Raw genomic sequence first — 17,921 nt, 5'->3', positions numbered from 1 at the left:
TGTGAAGATTTTAAAGCATTTAAAAAATCTCTCAAATCTGCGGAATCTGCGAGAGATTTTTTTTTAACGCATGAAACAAAAAGAATCTCCAAAATCAGCTAAAATCTATTAAAATCTGCGTGAAACAAAATTTTACTTTCGTCCTAAAATCTCTTCTCTGTTTAAGTAATCAGAAGGTCTTTGTCCCAAAATCTTAAAAAAAGTGTTACTGAAAGTCGGGACACTATTATACCCAACTTCTAGAGCTACCTCTTTCACCGAAAGTTTTCTTTCTAATAAAAGTTCGATTGCTTTAAGAATTCTTCGAATGGTATAATATTGAATAAAAGACATTTTGAGATCTTTTTGAAATAAACGATACAGAGAGCGTTCGCTAAAACCAAATTCATGCGCCACATCAGCAAAGAGAATCGTTTCTCCAAGATTATTTTCAATATGTCGAAGTATTTTTCCTAGCCGCTTATCTTTGGGCTGAGGAAGTTCTAAAGGTAAATTGGTGTGACATATTTGCGGAAGAATCGCTTTTATGGCTTTTGCAATGACAAAACTCGGACTTCCCTTTTTCAAATCACCGTTCCACTTATTGGTAAACATCATCATTTGAAGCAGTAAATTGTTTACCGGATAAATGCCTTCGCTTTTATAGAAATCATCTTCATCTTTTTCAACCGGAAAATACAAATTTCGCATCATCACATGTTCCGACTTGGGTTCGATACTATGTTCTACTCCCGCGGGAATCCATATAAAATGTCTTGCAGGCAAAAAGTATGATTTCGTTTCAGTTGTCACAAAAACTACGTCGCCTTCTGCGTATAGCATTTGCGCTTTATTGTGCTTGTGTGTTGGAACAAGCAATTCCCCCATTATATTATGATGACAGTAAATGCTTTTTTTATCGGCATCTACTTTATGGAGATAATATTTATCGACTTTGAATGTTTCTTGTTCCATAATATAAAGATAGGAAAGAAATAAATTCCAAATTTTATTTATCACACAGTTTGTCATTCCGAGGAACGAGGAATCTCACTAGAAATTCCGCAACGTAATTCTCCAATCTGTGTCGAACCCCGCGTGAGATTCCTCGTTCCTCGGAATGACAAAACAAACCGAGTAAACTTTGCGTAAATCTTTGCGCTCTTTGCGGTTAAATTTCATATACGTATAAAAACAAAAAAGCTTCTCTTAATGAGAAGCTTTTTTCAAACTTAGGCGGTCTGGACGGGACTCGAACCCGCGACCCCATGCGTGACAGGCATGTATTCTAACCAACTGAACTACCAAACCCTGCGTTATTGTGGGTGCAAAAATACAACAGAATTTCATTTCTGCAAGCGTTTTTTCAAATAAAATTTGAGAAATTTTTAATTGACTAAATTCCAATATTTTAAAAATTGACTTTGAAATCAAAAAAGAAGAAGTTTCTTTCTTTTTCTTAAACGAGAAGTTTTTTTTACATAGAAATATTTATCATTCTGCTAAACATACCCCGTGGTTTCAACCACGGGATACGTATTTATATACATTGTGTTCCCATGGTTGAAACCACGCGCTATGTTTTAATATATAAATAGAAAATCTTTGTAGAGTTACTCGCGGAGATTTCTCCTTCGTCGAAATGACAAACTGTTACATTAGTTGGGATTAAGCAAAAAATCGCAAAGATTTCTCAATTATAAGCTTTGCGAACTTTGCATTCTTTAGAAAATATCTTTGTGAACTTTGCGTAAACCTTTGCGCTCTTTGCGTTAAAATTTTCATCGTCTTTAAACAAAAACAAAAGTGTTATAAATCAAAAAAGCCATCCACAAAAGTGGAAAGCTTTTCATTGGTCTAACTACTAAACCAGCTACGAGTTACAAAGTCGTAGCAAAACAACACAACTAATCTTAGATACCGTTTTTGGGCAAAAAAGCCTTTCTATAAAGAAAGGCTTTTCCCAATATTGCGGTCTGGACGGGACTCGAACCCGCGACCCCATGCGTGACAGGCATGTATTCTAACCAACTGAACTACCAAACCTCTGCGTTATTGCGGTTGCAAAGATATAACAGAATTTCGTTTCTGCAAGTGTTTTTGTAAAAAAAATGAAATAAATTTTCAAATACTTATCCAAAGTTTTGTTTTTCAACCAAATATGTAGTCAATATTTTTTCAAAATTATCGCCCACATTTACCGAAACGTACTTAATTTGGTTCTTCGCACAGGTTAAAGCCAAGTTTTTAAAGTAAGCTTCTACCCTTTTTTCATATTCTTCTTTTACATTGTCAGCAAAAATCGAAACTTCTTCACCCGATTCTAAGTCAATGAATTTTCTTGGTGCATTATCAAAATCGAACTTTAATTCAGTTTGATTATCAACCACATGAAACAAAACCACTTTATGTTTATTATGCTTCAAATGCTGTAATGCGTTGAATAATTTCTCGTTATCTTGCGTCTGGAACATATCTGTAAACAAAATAATCATCGAACGACGGTGCATTTTCTCTGCAATTTGGTGCAAATAGGTAATCGTATCTGTGGTTTTCTTTGCTTTTGGCTGTTCTAACAATTGTTCCAATTTATTCAAAAGCATTCTATGATGGCGATCACTTCCTTTTTCTGGAGCATAATATTCGTAATGATCCGAGAAAACACTTAAACCAACGGCATCGCGCTGTTTCTTTAGAATATTCATCAAAACTGCCGAAGCCAAAACTGCAAAACCAATCTTCTTTTCATAAAAAGGCTGATTCGATTTCAGTTCTGGATAATGCATTGACGACGAATTATCGATAATCAAATGGCAGCGCAAATTCGTTTCTTCCTCAAAACGTTTCGTGTACAAACGATCGGTTTTGGCAAATAATTTCCAGTCGATATGTTTAGTGCTTTCGCCTGCATTATAAACTTTATGTTCGGCAAATTCGGCCGAAAATCCATGAAACGGACTCTTGTGCATTCCAGATATAAAGCCTTCCACAACCTGATTTGCCAGCATTTCTAGATGCTGAAAACTCGAGACTTTCTCTATTTCCGATTCAATTTTCATTCGGTTTCTTTTTTAATATTTTGTGCTTTAAAAAGCAAATCTGTCGCCTGAAACAATTTACGCTTCAAGATCGGACTAAAATTAGGGTTTTCTTTTAAGAATCGCTGCACTTCATCAAAAGCATATTTCGACGAATACTTCCCAACGGTATTATCGAGCCAATCTTTCGGAAAGAAAATATCTCCCGTGCGCTGGATTTCATCTACCAAATCTAATGAAAATCTAATATACTTTTGCGCACTTTCCTGACGAAGCGGATGATTTACATTAGACAGAGCCACAGAAACCCAAGATTCTTTTTCACGATTCGCATCATCTTTTAATGATTCTATAAAAGCATTTCGAACTGATTCGTCTTTAGATAAAGATGGAAGCAAAAATTCAAATCGCTTCTTTTTGTCTGGATTTGAAATTGAATTTATAGTTGTTTCCAAAATTTCATCAGCTTTTTGATGTTTGAAAATCGCCAAATTCATTGCCATATTCGTGTAATCGTCTTCATTTAATTTCAAACCTGCAATTGAGATTTCTCTATTCCAAACCTTGTACAAACTTGCTTTTCCTGACTCAGAATAAGCAACTGAAGTAAATAAGCCAAACAATGTCTTTTTGATATTCGAAGATAAATTAGCCTGTAAACGTTCGTACAAAATACCTACAAGCTGCTTTTGAACTTTATTTTGCTGTTTTTCGGTGAAAAATCTCCAATAAATTGTGTTCAAATTATTAGAAACAATTCGCAAAACCAATTCATTTTCTTCTGTTTGAATTCCCTTTAAAAAACATTCATAAGCTTGATTTAGAGAAACGTTTCCAACTAAAGTATTTTCATAAAGATTGCTGTACGCCGAAGCTCTTGCAACCTCATCTTTTAGGGCTGCAATATAATTTAAATTATTTCCGTCAAGCGGAAAAACACCGTATCCAAAACCATTATAATTGTAAATGATCGCGAGCGGTTTTTCAAGTCCGATAGCTTCTTTTAGAATCAAACTTTTATCTGTGATATTTGCCGTCAGTACTTTTATATCATTTGAATAAATTAAACCAATCTGAAAAACCTGAGGCCAAACATTCCCTGATTTATCTTCAGCTTGCTGTGTAATTTCAAGCTTCTTAATTTTGTTTTGCGCATCGTATTCTAGTTTATCTGAAAAAATTGCTCTTCCAGATTTGTTTACCCAAACTTCGCTCCATTTCTTCATATCCAAAGGCGTTTCTGCATCTAGAATTTCTACAAGATTATTCCAGTCGGCATTGTCGTTGGCATATTTCTGAATGTATTTTTGAATTCCTTTCTGGAAAGCTTCTTTTCCCATCGAAGCTTCTAACTGACGCATCATAATCGGCGCTTTATTATAAATCATCGCACCATAAAGCGAACCTGCATCTTTTAAATTAGCCAAATGCTGTCTTATTGGATGCGTTCCCAGAGATCGATCTTCCGCGTAAGCGCTAGCATAATGCGCCGTGAAAAACTGCAGATTATGATTGACTTTCGGGAAAATCGGATTCATGATTTTATCTGCCATGAAGTTGGCGAAAACCTCTTTCATCCAAACGTCGTCGAACCATTTCATTGTTACCAAATCGCCAAACCACATGTGTGAAGTTTCGTGTGCAATCAATTTTGCCCGATTTAATTTCTCGCTATCCGTTGCGCTATTGTCCAAAAACAAAGTCGATTCTCTGTACTGAATTGCGCCAACATGTTCCATTCCGCCATACTGAAAAACGGGAATTGAAGCAAAATCCAGTTTTTGAAACGGAAATTTATAATTGGTATATTTTTCTAAAAAGTCTAAAGATTGCTGATGTAAATTGAAAATTGTATCGACACTTGCTTTTATTTTATCAGCGCCATTTTCACGATAAAGCATTGTCATTTCCATATTTCCTGGCTTTTGCGTCACTTCGTTGAATTTTCCCGCTACAAACGAAAACAAATAGGTGCTCATTTTGTCCGATTCTCCGAAAGTGTACAACGTAAAATCTCCTTTTTCAATTTTCTCTTTCACATTGGCTCCAGCCAAAACTTTCCAATCTTTTGGAACAGAAAGACTCAGTTTATAAGTTGCTTTTAAATCAGGCTGGTCGAAACACGGAAATAAAGTACTCGCACGATCTGGAACTAATAAAGTGTATAGAAAATCATCATTTCTATTTAAAGATAAATTTCCTGCGATAAACGAAATCTTAATTGTATTTTTCCCTGAAATCAAATTTCCAATAGGAATTACAATATGCCCTTTTTCGTGAACAATTGCAATCATTTTCCCGTTTGCTTCAACTGTTTTAATATTTTGAGATTTCTCTTTAAAATCCAAATACAAAGGCTCGCTCACATCTGACAAAGTCGCTTCTAAAGCCAATTTTGAAACAATATCTTCACTTTTCTGCTGCGGAATTTCAAATGAAAGTTCGTAAGTGATATTGGAAATTTGATGCTTTCTAAATTGAGCCAATTGCTCTGAAACACCATTTTCTAAAACAAGATTTCCTTTTGTTTTTGATTGGGAAAATCCAATCATAATTGTCATAAAAAAAGCAAAAAGGCTGTAGAAAATTTTCATTTTTAAGGGATATAAGATTTGCTAAAATTAGCAAAAGCATTGATTTTTTACAAACAATTACTGCAACAATATTGCATTTAAAAATAAGATTTCTATATTTGCAACACTATTGCATTAAATAACATAAAAACTCATCTAGAAGTTAATCTTCACGAATGAAAAAGAAACTTAAATTTATAAATCTCTTGATGCCTTTGATCGTATTGTTCGCAATACTTTTTCCGGCTGTCCATTCTTATGAGCATATTTTGGACACGCATTCGCAGAAAGAGAAAATAGAATTTTCAGTTTCAGAAAAACCACAATTTAAGGCAAAACTGCATTCGTTTCATAAATGTTCGATTTGCGATTTTAAATTCAGCGCGGTTGGTACGTTTGAATTTAGTGTTTTTCAGTTTTTCAAGAATAATCCTGTTGTAAAACACCTTACTTTTTACAACAAACCGCATTTTGCATTTTTTAAAGGCTCCTTATTTTCCCTTCGAGCCCCGCCTTTTACATTTTAGTATTTTTTTGTGCACCCGATTTGCTTTCGCAGTTCGGCTATTGAGCTGTTTTTAATGATTTATAATCTTAAAAACTTCCAATAGTTATTTCATTCATTTTAAGCAGTTAATATATCATATTGATAATTTTTATCTGCTTTTTACGCACAAGAAAACCTCACTTTTTATCGATTAACACATTCAAACTAAATCCTAATTCAGGTTTTAGTTACCGCTGTGCCTTTTAAACATTTGTTTGTTCTCGCAAAGTCGCGAAGACGCAAAGTTTAAAGCAATTTTCTTTGCGTCTTCGCGACTTTGCGAGAGCTAAATCAAAGAAAACCTTAAAGAAAAAATCTTAACCTAATGTCTTTAGCCATAAAAGCTTAAAGCATTTACAACCTCTTTTGTAACCCAAATACCCTTTATAAAATGATCAAAATCAAATCAGAAAAAATGAAAACAACAAAACTCATTCTGGCTTCGCTTTTTGCCGCAATTGCTTTTACAAGCTGTAGCAACGACGATTCAGAACCAGCCATTCCGTCGATTGACAAAATCGAACTAGGTCTTAACAACAGCGAAACAGCAACTATTGGTGCAGATTTCCATTTTAACGCTGAAGTTACTGCTGCAGACAAAATCAAAAATGTACAAGTGAAAATTGTGCAAAAAAGCACTGAAACGTATTCTAAAACTTGGTCTCACGAAATTACTTGGACGCAATATGCGGACTCAAAAAACGCAACAGTTCACAAGCATTTTGACATTCCTGAAGATGCTGCAGAAGGGAAATATGATTTCATCATTATCGTAAACGATCAAAATGGAAGTAAACTAGAAGTGACAAGAAACCTAACGATTGTAAATTAAAAAATATGAAAAGTTTAAAATTCTTATTAGGCATTTTTGCTCTTGCCTTTATTTCTTCCTGCTCAAGCGATAACGCAGAAATCGACACTGAATATCCTGCAATTGACATTTCAGCAACAGATGCTTTTCCTATTCAATGCAGCACAATCGAACGCGGAAAGACCTTCACTTTCAAAGCAACTTTCAATGACAATGTCGAATTGGGTTCTTATAGCTTAGATATTCATCACAATTTTGATCATCATACACACAGTACAGAAGTAACAACTTGCGAAACTGATGCTGTGAAAACTCCAGTAAAACCAATGCTTTTCATAAACAATTACACTATTCCAAATGGTGTAAAAAGTTACGAAGCAACGGCGCAAATCTCAATTCCTGCAGATGTTGATCCTGGAGATTATCATTTTATGATTCGCTTGACAGACAAGGAAGGCTGGCAGACGCTGAAAGGATTAAGTATTAAAATTTTATAAGATCAGATTAATGAAGAATGCCCTGTCCATGTATTGGAAATATTGTTTTTTACTTATCAGTTTATCGATTTCAACCGAAGCTTTTTCGCAAAATCAGTCTTCCGAAAAGAAACCAGAAATCAAAGAGCTTGACGAGGTTTTAATTAACGGAAATTCTATCGGAAAAAGGAAAAAAGAAGAATCGCTGAATGTTGAAACCGTCAGTAGCAGCTTTATTCAGCGTAATCTTGGCGGAAGTTTGATGCAGTCTTTACAGAAATTGCCTGGCGTTAAAACTATTTCGATTGGTTCTGGAGGTTCAAAACCGCTTATTCGAGGTCTGAGTTTTAATCAGGTAATTGTGGTTGAAAACGGTTTGAAACATGAAGGCCAACAATGGGGCGCCGATCATGGTTTGGAAATCGATCAATATGCGGTAAACCGAGTAGAAATTATAAAAGGACCTTCTTCATTTATCTATGGATCTGATGCTGTGGGCGGTGCGGTGAATATTAAACCTTTGCCTCTTCCATTACAAAACACTTTTGGCGGAAGCGTAGATCTTACTGGAAAAAGCAACAATGCGTTATTTGGAAGTTCTATTAATTTATTCGGAAGAAACAAAAACTGGTTTTTCGATTCGCGTTTAACCACAATGGATTACGGAGATTATCGCGTTCCAACCGATGTGGTTCATGTGTATAGTTACGCTGTTCCGTTGTACAAAAATCATTTGCGAAATACGGCTGGGCGAGAACTTGATTTCCATTTGAGTACAGGTTATTCTGGAGAACATTTTAAATCGGTTTTCTATTTCAGTAATGTGCATACCAAAAGCGGATTTTTCGCGAATGCGCACGGACTCGAACCTCGAAATGTAGATCTGGAATTACACGACAAATCGAACCGAGATATTTTGATGCCGTATCAGCAAGTCAATCATTTGAAAGTTAGCAATACGACTTCTTTTCAATTGGGAAATCATGCCTTTGAGACGCAGATTGGTTTTCAAAACAACTTTAGAAGAGAATATAGCCATTATGTCAATCACGGCTATATGCCACCAATTTATCCTGAAGACATGTATGCTCCAAAAGATTTGGAACGCCAATATGATAAAGATGTTTGGTCTTTTTCTGCGAAAGATGAATTCCGATTGAATCGCCATCAGATTACTGTCGGAACCAATATTGTTGGACAAGAAAATGCTATTGGCGGATGGAGTTTTTTGATTCCGGCTTTCACGCAATTTAATGCAGGTTTGTTTGCTTATGACAAAATGGAACTGAACGAAAAATGGTTTCTGCACGGCGCCGTTCGTTACGATTATGGAAAAATCAAAATGAAATCGTATTACGATTGGTTTCAAAGTGAGATTTCAGAAAACAATCAAACTGAATTGGAATATTTACAGCGTTCTGAAGATTTGACTAAAACGTTCAACAGTTTTACATGGTCGGTTGGGGTAAATTATAATCCTGGAAATTTGACTTTGAAAGCTAATTTGGGTTCGAGTTTTAGAATGCCGATTGCGAAAGAATTGGCGTCAAACGGCGTAAATTATCATTATTTCCGATTTGAAAAAGGAAATCCGAATTTGAATGCTGAGCGTTCATATCAATTGGATTTAGGAATGGAATGGAATCAGCAAAACTGGTCTTTTCAGCTGACTCCGTTTGTGAACTATTTTCCGAATTTCATTTATTTGAATCCGACTTCGGCTCACGATATTTATTATGGAGCAGGAAATCAAGTTTTTGAATATGAACAAAGTAAAGTCTTTCGGTATGGCGCCGAATTGCAAACACGTTATTATTTCCTGAAATCTTTAAGTGCAGAAATCGCAGCAGAATATCTTTATTCAGAACAAAAATCGGGCAGTAAAAAAGGCTATACGCTTCCGTTTTCTCCGCCGCCTTCTATTTTGTTCGGATTGAATTATGAACCTCAAATTCATTTTTTAAAAGAACCTTATTTCGCTGTTGATTATCGTTTTACAGCAGAACAAAATAATATTGTTCCGCCTGAGAAAAAAACGGCTGAAAGTCATGTGTTTAATGTGGCTTTAGGCTCAAAAATAAAAATAGGAAAACAGGATATCAGCATCAATATTCAGATTCAGAATTTATTCAATACAAGATATTTAAATCACACCAGCTTTTACCGACTTATCGAGCTTCCTGAAGCGGGAAGAAATATTATTGTTTCTATGAAAATTCCGTTTTCGTTTTCGCGATAAGCAAACCATTCAAAAATCAATTATTTACAAATTTTAAATCCTTTATTACAATGAAAAACAAGTTTTACAAACTACTATTTTTATTTGCTTTATCGCTTTTTGCATTTTCGTGCAGCAACGACGATGATAACCACGACGATCACGATCACGAGCATGATTCTGAAGAACATACATTTGTTCGAATTTTACTTTCTGACGAAAAAACAACAGAAATAACGCTTTTTGATCCGTCAGAAGATAAAATCAGTTCTTTTACGGCAAAATTTGCGAAATCGTCTTTGTACACTACTGAATCGGGACGTTTTGCTGGAATTGTACACCGAGACAATAATTTCGTAGAAACTTTCGACAGCGGACTAGAAATGCATGGCGATCATGTTGATGTTGATGATGTTGCAAAATTTGGAGTTTTGGCAACAAGCGCATTAAAACCAACACATTTTAAAAGTAAAATTGGAGAAATCCTGACTTTCAATGACGGAGACGGAACACTTTCTGTTGGTAAAGAAACAGATGTAAATACAGCTGGAGCAACATTCAAAACTATAAATGCAGGTTTATTGGCACATCACGGTGCAATGGCAACTTTTGCGAACGGAACTTATGCCATTACAGAAAAAGATAATTCAGTAACAGGAACGCTTCCTGAAAAAGTAAAAATCATTGACAACACTGGAAAAACGCTTTTTGATGCTAAAATTCAAACAAAAGGAATTCACGGAAATGCGTCAGATGGTGTTTATGCTGTTTTTGGTTCTTCTAGCGGAATTTTAGTTGTAGAAAGTAACGGAGACCAAAAACTAATCGCTCATCCAGAAGATTTTGGAACGGCTTGGTTTGGAAGTATTTTAGAAACGGCTTCTGCTGGAAAATTCATTGGTTATACTGCTGCAAAAGGTGCTTATTTAATTGATGTTGTAAATAGCACAGTGAAACCAATTATTCAAAATACAACGATTATGCAATGCAAAGTAAGTTACGATCATACAAAACTGGCTGTTTTATTGCATTCAGGAGATTTTAAACTTTATGATATCAGCAGTTTGCAAGTTTCAAAAGAAGTTAAAGCAACTTCAGAAACAGCTACAGATGCAACATTAAAACCTCAAATGGCGGTTACAGATCGTTTTGCTTACGTCACTTCGCCAACAACTGGAGAATTATTGCAAGTAAACCTTTCTACATTAGCAATCAAAAAGACTAAGGTTTCTAGCACACCTTATATGATTACGATTTTAGGTTATGAAAACAGTGAAACTCATAGTCACTAATTGATTATTTAAAAAAACGAAAAAGGTTTGACAATCGTCAAACCTTTTCCTTTACTAATTCAAAGCTATCCAAAATAAGAATTATTCAGTTTGTTGAAAATCAAAGCTTAAATCTCCTGCGTTGTAATTTGCCGAAACATTTGTTGGGAAAATTTGTGCAGTTCCAGAAACCCATCTGTATTCGTTGAATGTGATGTTTCCAGCAACAATTGGATACGTAACGTTCGAATTGTCGGCTTTGTTCTTTTTATACCAATCGTTAGAATTCATGGTAATCATGTATTTTTTGTCTTTTTCTAAAGCCAATTCGCTGATTTCTTTAGAAACTTGTACGTCTGCCGTTTCAACATTTAAAGTCTCAGAACGCAAAACAGTTTTTGCTGTAAAGTCCCAAATCGTTACCCGCACAGACGGGTTCGTCGACGGGAGCTTGAGCGTAATGGCTTTGATTTTTCCTTTGACAGTTGGCGTAAATACCAATCCGAATTCATAATCTCCAGAATTAATGAAGTTCGATACTGTACTAAAACCTGTTGCAGTATAATAAGCATCAAGCGGATTCTCTTTTTCAAATTTTGGTGTATTGTCATTGTCGTCGCCACTACAAGAAATGGCCAAAGCGGCAGTTAGTAAAATGGTAAAAATGGTTTTGAATGCTCTCATAATAATCTAGTCTTAAAAAAATGGTTAAATGGTTCTTATTTAATTCAATAACATTATTTTTGTAAAACTCAAAAGTTCGTTTTTTCAGTTTCCTAATGATTTACAGGACAAATTTGAATCAATAAAACCATTGGAAAAACCACCAATAGACGAACAGCATTTTAAATAGACAGACAACATAAATCTAGGTTCGAATAATGAAAAAATACAGCTGTATTATTGTTGATGATGACGAAATTGATAGGTTAACTGTATTGTCATTTGCCAAAAAGTTTCCTGTTCTGGATATTTTGGGTGTTTTTGAATCTGCCGAAGAAGCGCTTCCATTTATAGAAAAAGAAAAAATAGAAATCTTGTTTTTAGATATTGATATGCCTAGCTTAAGCGGAATTGAATTTAGAAAACAAGCGCTCGAAGTTCCTGTTTGCGTTTTTATAACGGCTCATCCTGAACATGCTGTAGAAAGTTTCCAGATCGAAACTCTTGATTTTATTGTAAAACCTTTAAAACTAGATCGCTTTACTCAAACCATAAATCGTATTGAGGAATTTATGGAAATCAAACTGAAAGCTTCTCTCTTTGAAGCGAGTATTGGTGGCGATACTATTTATATTAAAGAAGGACATGAGCAAACCAAAGTAAAACTTCACGAAATTTTATATCTCGAAGCGCTAAAAGATTATACTTTGGTAGTTACAGACCGAAAGAGGCATTGCGTGCTTTCGAGTATTGGAAATTTACTGAAAGAAGATCATTTTCAGTCTTTTGTCCGAATTCATAGAAGTTATGCCGTGCAGAAACAATATGTTCAAAAAATAAATTCGAATGAAATTGTTTTGAATAATAATGCCATTATCCCAATTGGAAGAAGTTATAAGGAAAACTTAAATCTAATGGCATGAAAAACTTAAAGTTCCTGCTTTTATTTTTTATAAGTTTTAATGCTTTTGCTCAGCGGGAACCTAATTTGGCACGTTATAAAACTATTGACGAAAAACTTAAAGTATGGCTGAAATACTCCACATCGCTTTTAGATGCCGAAGATTATTCGAGACTTATCCCTACCGCAGATAAAGGAATATTGCTTTCTAAAAATAACAATGCTTATTTAAGCCGTTTTTATCTTCAGAAAGGCCTTGCTTACGAATTCACTAACAATCAATATCAAAAAGCATTAATAAATTATGAGCAGGCTTGGAAATATGCTCATAAAGTCAAGCATCTAAAAAATGAAACGACTATTTTGATGCGTCTTAATTACGTTTATTATTCGGTTCAGGATACCGTAAAAAGTAAATCTTTGGCAACTTATATTGAACAAGTTTTAGATACTACAAAAAGCAATTATACCAAAGCCATTTTAAACGGAAGTTTAGCCGAATATTATCAGAATAATGCGCAATATGAAACTTTTATTGGTTATCAGTTAAAAGCGATTTCATACAAAAAACTGCTTAAAAAAGACAAAGTCAACGAAGAGAATATTGGAATATCTTATCTTCAAATTGGGAGTGCTTACACTAAAATGAAGCAGTATAATAAGGCGATAGAATATTTGAATGAAGCAAAGCCGTATGTAAAAAATTCTCCCTATGTAAGTGCTTTTTTATGCAATTATTACTTGCAGAGTTTTGTTCCTTTAAAAAACATTGACAGTATTACAAAGTATTACAAACTCATACACATTTACCCTTCTAAAAAAGATTCTCTATTTCTTAATTTAAGCTTTGCAAACCGCAGTATGTCTGAATATTATGCAAACGAACGCAAGCCTGACATCGCTTATTTTTATGCAGAAAAAGCCATTCGATTTGGGCAAAAATCCAATGACGGAGATATGATAATGGAGGCTAATACAATAATGGGAAGGGTTTTATATGAAAAAGGAGAATACAAAAAAGCGATCGAAACACTGAAAAAAGCTTCAAAAAATGCACTGCATTATGATAAAGAATCTTTTGTCATGATCAATAAAAAACTATCTCAAAGTTATGCCGCGCTCGGACAATGGAAAGAAGCTTATTATTATAACGAAATCTACAGTAAAAACAATGATGAAATGATGGCACAGTCTGCTAAACAAAGCATTGCAACTGCTGAAGCTCGCTATCAAAATCAGACCAAACAGCAAAAAATCAAGAATCTTTCGACAGAAAATGATATTAAAAACATTCAAATTAAAGAAGTAAAACAACAGCGTATATTTCTAATTTCGGGAATTGCTTTGGTTTGTATAATTGGGTTATTGTTAATGAAACAAAGTCAAAATCGAAAAAAAACCAATTTGAAACTTCAGGCTTTAAATCAGGAATTGGACGAAGCTAATAAGATTAAAACCAGATTCTTTAGTATTCTAAATCATGATTTACGAAGCCCGATTTCGAATCTGATTCATTTTCTTCATCTTCAAAAAGAAAATCCTGAATTGATTGATGAAGAAACAGCATCGAGAATGCAGCATAAAATTACAACTGGAGCCGAAAATTTATTGTCATCGATGGAAGATATTCTACTTTGGAGTAAAGGACAAATGGAAAATTTCAAACCTCAGCCTAAAAAAACTACTGTTAACGATCTATTCGATGAAACCGAAAAACATTTTTCGAATATAGAAAACATTGAAATCTTGTTTGAAAACCCTGAAAACATAATTTTAGAAACCGACGAAAATTACCTAAAAACCATTATCCGAAATCTTACAGGAAACGCCATAAAAGCTTTAGACAAAACTCCGAATGCAAAAATTGTTTGGAAAGCTTGGAACGAAAATCAAAAAAACTATCTTTCTATTACAGATAATGGTCCAGGCGGAACTCAAGAAAAATTCAAGGCTTTGTACAACGATTCAGAAGTAATTGGAATCAAATCGGGTTTAGGATTGCACTTAATTCGGGACTTGGCTGCAGCCATAAATTGCAAAATCGAAGTTTGCTCGAAGCCAAATGCAGGAGCAACTTTTACCATTATTTTTAACGCATAAAGTTATTTTTTTAACACATAGAAACATAGAATTTTCTGAGTGTTAAAAGGCGTTTCACTTATTTAAATTCACAAGCTATTTGTCGAAACTAGTTCTCTTTAATCTTCTTATAAGTTAAAAACAAAATCTATGTTTCTATGTGTTAGAAAAAACTCACTTCAATCCAATAAAAAAGATCCAACTTTCGTCGGACCTTTTTTATATTAATCGTAATCTGAGATTACAATAAAGCGTCTAAACTATCTGCGTAGGCTTGTTTCGGAGCTACTCCTACTTGTTTTCCTACTACTTCACCATTTTGAAACACCAAAACGGTTGGTATGTTACGCACACCATATTTTGCAGCGAATTCTTGGTTAGCATCTACATCTACTTTACCAACAACTACTTTACCAGCGTACTCTTCGCTTAATTGGTCAATGATTGGACCAACCATTCTACAAGGACCACACCATGCTGCCCAAAAATCTACCATTACTGGTTTATCTGATTTTAAAACTACTTCATCAAAAGTAGCATCTGTTATTGCTAATGCCATAATATATTAAGATTAAAATTAGGTCTGAAATATTAACTTTCAAACTACAGTACAAATTTAAAAATTTAAAATAAATCAAACACCATTACTAAATTAGTTTTCATTATAAATGTATTGTCATTAATTATGAACTGCATAAAACTAAATTTACAATTTATTTACCTGAAAATCAAACTAATAAAAAGTTAAAGTTTTTTGTAGTATCTTTAATACATCCTAAAATTTGATTAACATGAAAGAAACTTTACTTAAAATAAAATCCTTTCTGCAATCTCATTCTTTTAAAAAGTATGCCAAACGATTTGGCTATTTTGTACTTGGTTTAATCGTAATTCTTTTACTTGCTTGTGGAGGTTTGTCAATTTATTTCAATCGGCATAAGACTGAAATAATTGCAAAAGTTAATACCAAAATCAACGAAAATATAAATGGTAAATTTCATATTACCGATTTCCATTATAAGTTTCTAACGGGTTTTCCTTACTTCACATTGGCTTTAAATGATGTCGAAATAAAAGACAATAAATGGCCAACTCACAAACATACTCTACTGAGAGCGAAAGAAATCGAAGCTCGATTAAATATTTGGAGCTTATTGCATCATGAAATCAACATTCATAAGATCTTGATCAATGACGCTGATATTTACATTTACAAAGCCGAAGATGGTTATTCTAATGCTAATATTTTTAAGCCAAAAAAGAAAAAACCTAAAACCGATAAAGAAAAACCTGAAACTACAATTGATCAGGTTAGCTTGAGCGAAGTTCATGTAATTATCGACAATCATTTAGGGCATAAATTATTTGATTTTGATGTGGCGAGTTTGGAGTCTAAAGTAAATTATGATGACAACAGCTGGCAGACTAATCTGTATTTGAAAACAAAAATCAACAGTCTGGCTTTCAATACTGTTCACGGAAGTTTTGCCAAAGAAAAAGTACTAGAAGGCAATTTTGATATTTCATATGCTGAAGCCACTCAAAAAATAGATATCAAAACACAGAAACTCAAAATTGGATCTGATGCTTTTGATATTGTGGCTTTCTTTAATATTGGGAAAAACAACTCGCTGTTCGGAATCAATATTGGAACCGATATTTTATGGGCTAATGCTTCTAATTTATTGTCTGGAAATATTAGTTCGAAGCTGAATAAATTCGATATAAAAAAAACAATTAAAGTAAACTGCGACATCAAAGGCGATTTGAATGTAGAAGGCGATCCGAAAATTGTTGTTCAAGCAGACGTTAGAGACAACGAATTGAGCATTCCGGATGGTTTGTTTACCAATTGTTCTTTCAAAGGAATTTTCACCAACACTTTTAAACCCGAAAAGGAACCCAGCGATCCGAATTCAGCTATTATTTTGACCAATTTTAAAGCTGAATATGAAAGTATTCCATTAAAAATTGCGCAAGCAGTTATCAATGATTTAGAAAAACCAATTGCAACTGGAGTTGTAAATTCTGATTTTGATATTTCAAAATTGAACGGAATGACGAACGAAAAAATCCTTCATTTTGAAAGCGGTCATGCCAAAGCCAATTTGAAATTTCAGTTTGATATTGTCGATCTGTACATCAATAAACCCAAATTTACCGGCGATGTAGATATTGCTGATGCCACATTTGATTATCTTCCGAAAAACATTCACGCCGAAAAAACGGCAGTGCAATTATCCTTTACGCAAGAGGCACTTTATATTAAAAAAATTGCCTACAAACACAAAAAGAACATTATTCGCATTGACGGAAAAATCGATAATTTCTTAAATCTCTATTACGATGCGCCCGAAAAAATGGTCGTAAATTGGAATATTTACTGCCCAAATATTGATGTGAAACAGTTTTTAGGCGTTTTAAAAAATTCTCCAAAAAAGAAAGTAGCAGAGAAAAAACCAGTTAAAAACAATGTGAATTTTACAAATCAATTAAGATCGGTTATCGAAAAATGTACAGCTGTAATTAATCTAAAGGCCGATAAAATCACATATGGCGCGCTTACTGCAACCAATACGCAAGCTACGTTACAAATGCTCAATTCTAAAGTTCTGCTCAAAAACGGAAAACTACAAACCTCTGGCGGAAGTATTAATTTTAGCGGTTCTGTCCAGCCAAGCGGAAACCATTATGTTTTTACCTCAAACGCGCAGGTAAACCGAGTTGATATTGCGAGTTTTTTAAGGTCTTTCAACAATTTCGGAATCAAATCTTTTAGTCCAAAAAACATTCGTGGCCGATTAACCAGCAATGCCAATGTTGCAGGTTTAATGAGCAGCACAGGCGATTTGATTATGAATTCTATGAAAGGAAAACTCGATTTTAATGTCAACCAAGGCGCCTTAATCAATTTTGAACCAATTATGAAAGTGGGCAAATTTGCGTTTCCGTTTCGCGATGTAGAAAATATTACTTTCAGCGATTTATCGGGTTCGCTTAATCTTCGTGGCGAGCAAATCGATATCCATAAATTGACCATAAGTTCCAGCGTTCTCAACCTTGACGCAGAAGGCGTTTATTCTTTCGGACGAGGCACCAATCTTGCGCTTACAGTTCCGCTAAGAAATTCTAAAAACGACGCCAAACTCGCCACCAAAGAAGAACGAAAAGCCGTTCGCGAAAAGGGTATTGTCCTGCATTTGATCGCTTATGATAATGAAGGGAAAATGAAGGTTAAGTGGGGGAAGAAGGATAAGGGGTGATGAAAATCTATTTCCAAAAATATCAAATCTCATAGTTGATATTAAGTTGAAAACTAAATAATTTTGAGGCCAATTGTACGCGGGTCAATTGTACGCACAAAA

Annotated in this window: 12 protein-coding genes and 2 tRNA genes; 7 read left to right on the top strand and 7 right to left on the bottom strand. The window is 34.3% G+C overall.

Translation table 11 applies throughout. The features are described 5' to 3' along the window. Window positions 1–132: 132 nt before the first annotated feature. From OD917_RS13555 to OD917_RS13535, 5 genes are all read right to left on the bottom strand, one after another. Window positions 133–954, bottom strand: a complete 822-nt coding sequence (locus OD917_RS13555) for an AraC family transcriptional regulator (RefSeq protein WP_263523999.1) — start codon at window positions 952–954, stop codon at window positions 133–135. 262 nt (window positions 955–1,216) lie between these two features. Beyond that, window positions 1,217–1,290 (bottom strand) — tRNA-Asp (locus OD917_RS13550). Window positions 1,291–1,951: 661 nt separating this feature from the next. Next, window positions 1,952–2,025 (bottom strand) — tRNA-Asp (locus OD917_RS13545). Window positions 2,026–2,111: 86 nt separating this feature from the next. Continuing rightward, window positions 2,112–3,038: a DUF58 domain-containing protein gene (locus OD917_RS13540; protein WP_263523998.1), complete on the bottom strand. Its 927-nt coding sequence runs from the start codon at window positions 3,036–3,038 to the stop codon at window positions 2,112–2,114. After that, the gene (locus tag OD917_RS13535) at window positions 3,035–5,611 is read right to left on the bottom strand and encodes a M1 family metallopeptidase (protein ID WP_263523997.1); all 2,577 of its coding nucleotides are present in this window, start codon (window positions 5,609–5,611) and stop codon (window positions 3,035–3,037) included. Before OD917_RS13535 ends, OD917_RS13540 begins: the two co-directional genes overlap by 4 nt. 941 nt (window positions 5,612–6,552) lie before the next feature. Here OD917_RS13535 and OD917_RS13530 point away from each other — a divergent pair. From OD917_RS13530 to OD917_RS13515, 4 genes are read left to right on the top strand one after another with little or no spacing between them, the layout of a single operon-like run. Next, window positions 6,553–6,969 carry a DUF4625 domain-containing protein gene (locus OD917_RS13530; RefSeq protein WP_263523996.1) on the top strand — a complete coding sequence of 139 codons (417 nt, stop codon included), beginning with the start codon at window positions 6,553–6,555 and terminating at the stop codon, window positions 6,967–6,969. Between the two features lie 5 nt (window positions 6,970–6,974). After that, complete coding sequence (locus OD917_RS13525) at window positions 6,975–7,445, top strand: DUF4625 domain-containing protein (protein ID WP_263523995.1); 471 nt, start codon at window positions 6,975–6,977, stop codon at window positions 7,443–7,445. Window positions 7,446–7,455: 10 nt separating this feature from the next. Beyond that, complete coding sequence (locus tag OD917_RS13520) at window positions 7,456–9,663, top strand: TonB-dependent receptor (protein WP_263523994.1); 2,208 nt, start codon at window positions 7,456–7,458, stop codon at window positions 9,661–9,663. A 50-nt stretch (window positions 9,664–9,713) separates the two neighbouring features. Next, window positions 9,714–10,934, top strand: coding sequence for a hypothetical protein (locus OD917_RS13515; protein WP_263523993.1), 1,221 nt, complete (start codon window positions 9,714–9,716; stop codon window positions 10,932–10,934). A gap of 81 nt (window positions 10,935–11,015) precedes the next feature. On the opposite strand, the gene OD917_RS13510 is transcribed toward OD917_RS13515, so the two are convergent. Then, complete coding sequence (locus tag OD917_RS13510; protein WP_263523992.1) at window positions 11,016–11,597, bottom strand: DUF4082 domain-containing protein; 582 nt, start codon at window positions 11,595–11,597, stop codon at window positions 11,016–11,018. A 197-nt stretch (window positions 11,598–11,794) separates the two neighbouring features. Between OD917_RS13510 and OD917_RS13505 the strand changes: the two genes are divergently transcribed. Both OD917_RS13505 and OD917_RS13500 read left to right on the top strand, forming a co-directional pair. Beyond that, on the top strand, window positions 11,795–12,499 hold the full coding sequence (locus OD917_RS13505; RefSeq protein WP_263523991.1) for a LytR/AlgR family response regulator transcription factor: 705 nt from the start codon (window positions 11,795–11,797) through the stop codon (window positions 12,497–12,499). After that, complete coding sequence (locus OD917_RS13500; RefSeq protein WP_263523990.1) at window positions 12,496–14,577, top strand: ATP-binding protein; 2,082 nt, start codon at window positions 12,496–12,498, stop codon at window positions 14,575–14,577. The genes OD917_RS13505 and OD917_RS13500 overlap by 4 nt, the downstream gene beginning before the upstream one ends. A 220-nt stretch (window positions 14,578–14,797) precedes the next feature. Here the strand turns inward: OD917_RS13500 and trxA are convergent, their stop codons facing one another. Further along, a complete protein-coding gene (gene trxA, locus OD917_RS13495; protein WP_008466289.1) occupies window positions 14,798–15,115 on the bottom strand; it encodes a thioredoxin in 318 nt (105 codons plus the stop codon). Between the two features lie 232 nt (window positions 15,116–15,347). On the opposite strand from trxA, the gene OD917_RS13490 reads away from it, so the two are divergent. Beyond that, window positions 15,348–17,819: an AsmA-like C-terminal region-containing protein gene (locus tag OD917_RS13490; RefSeq protein WP_263523989.1), complete on the top strand. Its 2,472-nt coding sequence runs from the start codon at window positions 15,348–15,350 to the stop codon at window positions 17,817–17,819. Window positions 17,820–17,921 lie beyond the last annotated feature (102 nt).

Origin of the sequence: Flavobacterium sp. SH_e, assembly GCF_025717045.1 — a bacterium.
Lineage (GTDB): Bacteria > Bacteroidota > Bacteroidia > Flavobacteriales > Flavobacteriaceae > Flavobacterium.
The sequence above is the reverse complement of the archived record's forward strand: the minus strand, read 5'-3'. Positions and strand labels throughout refer to the sequence as shown.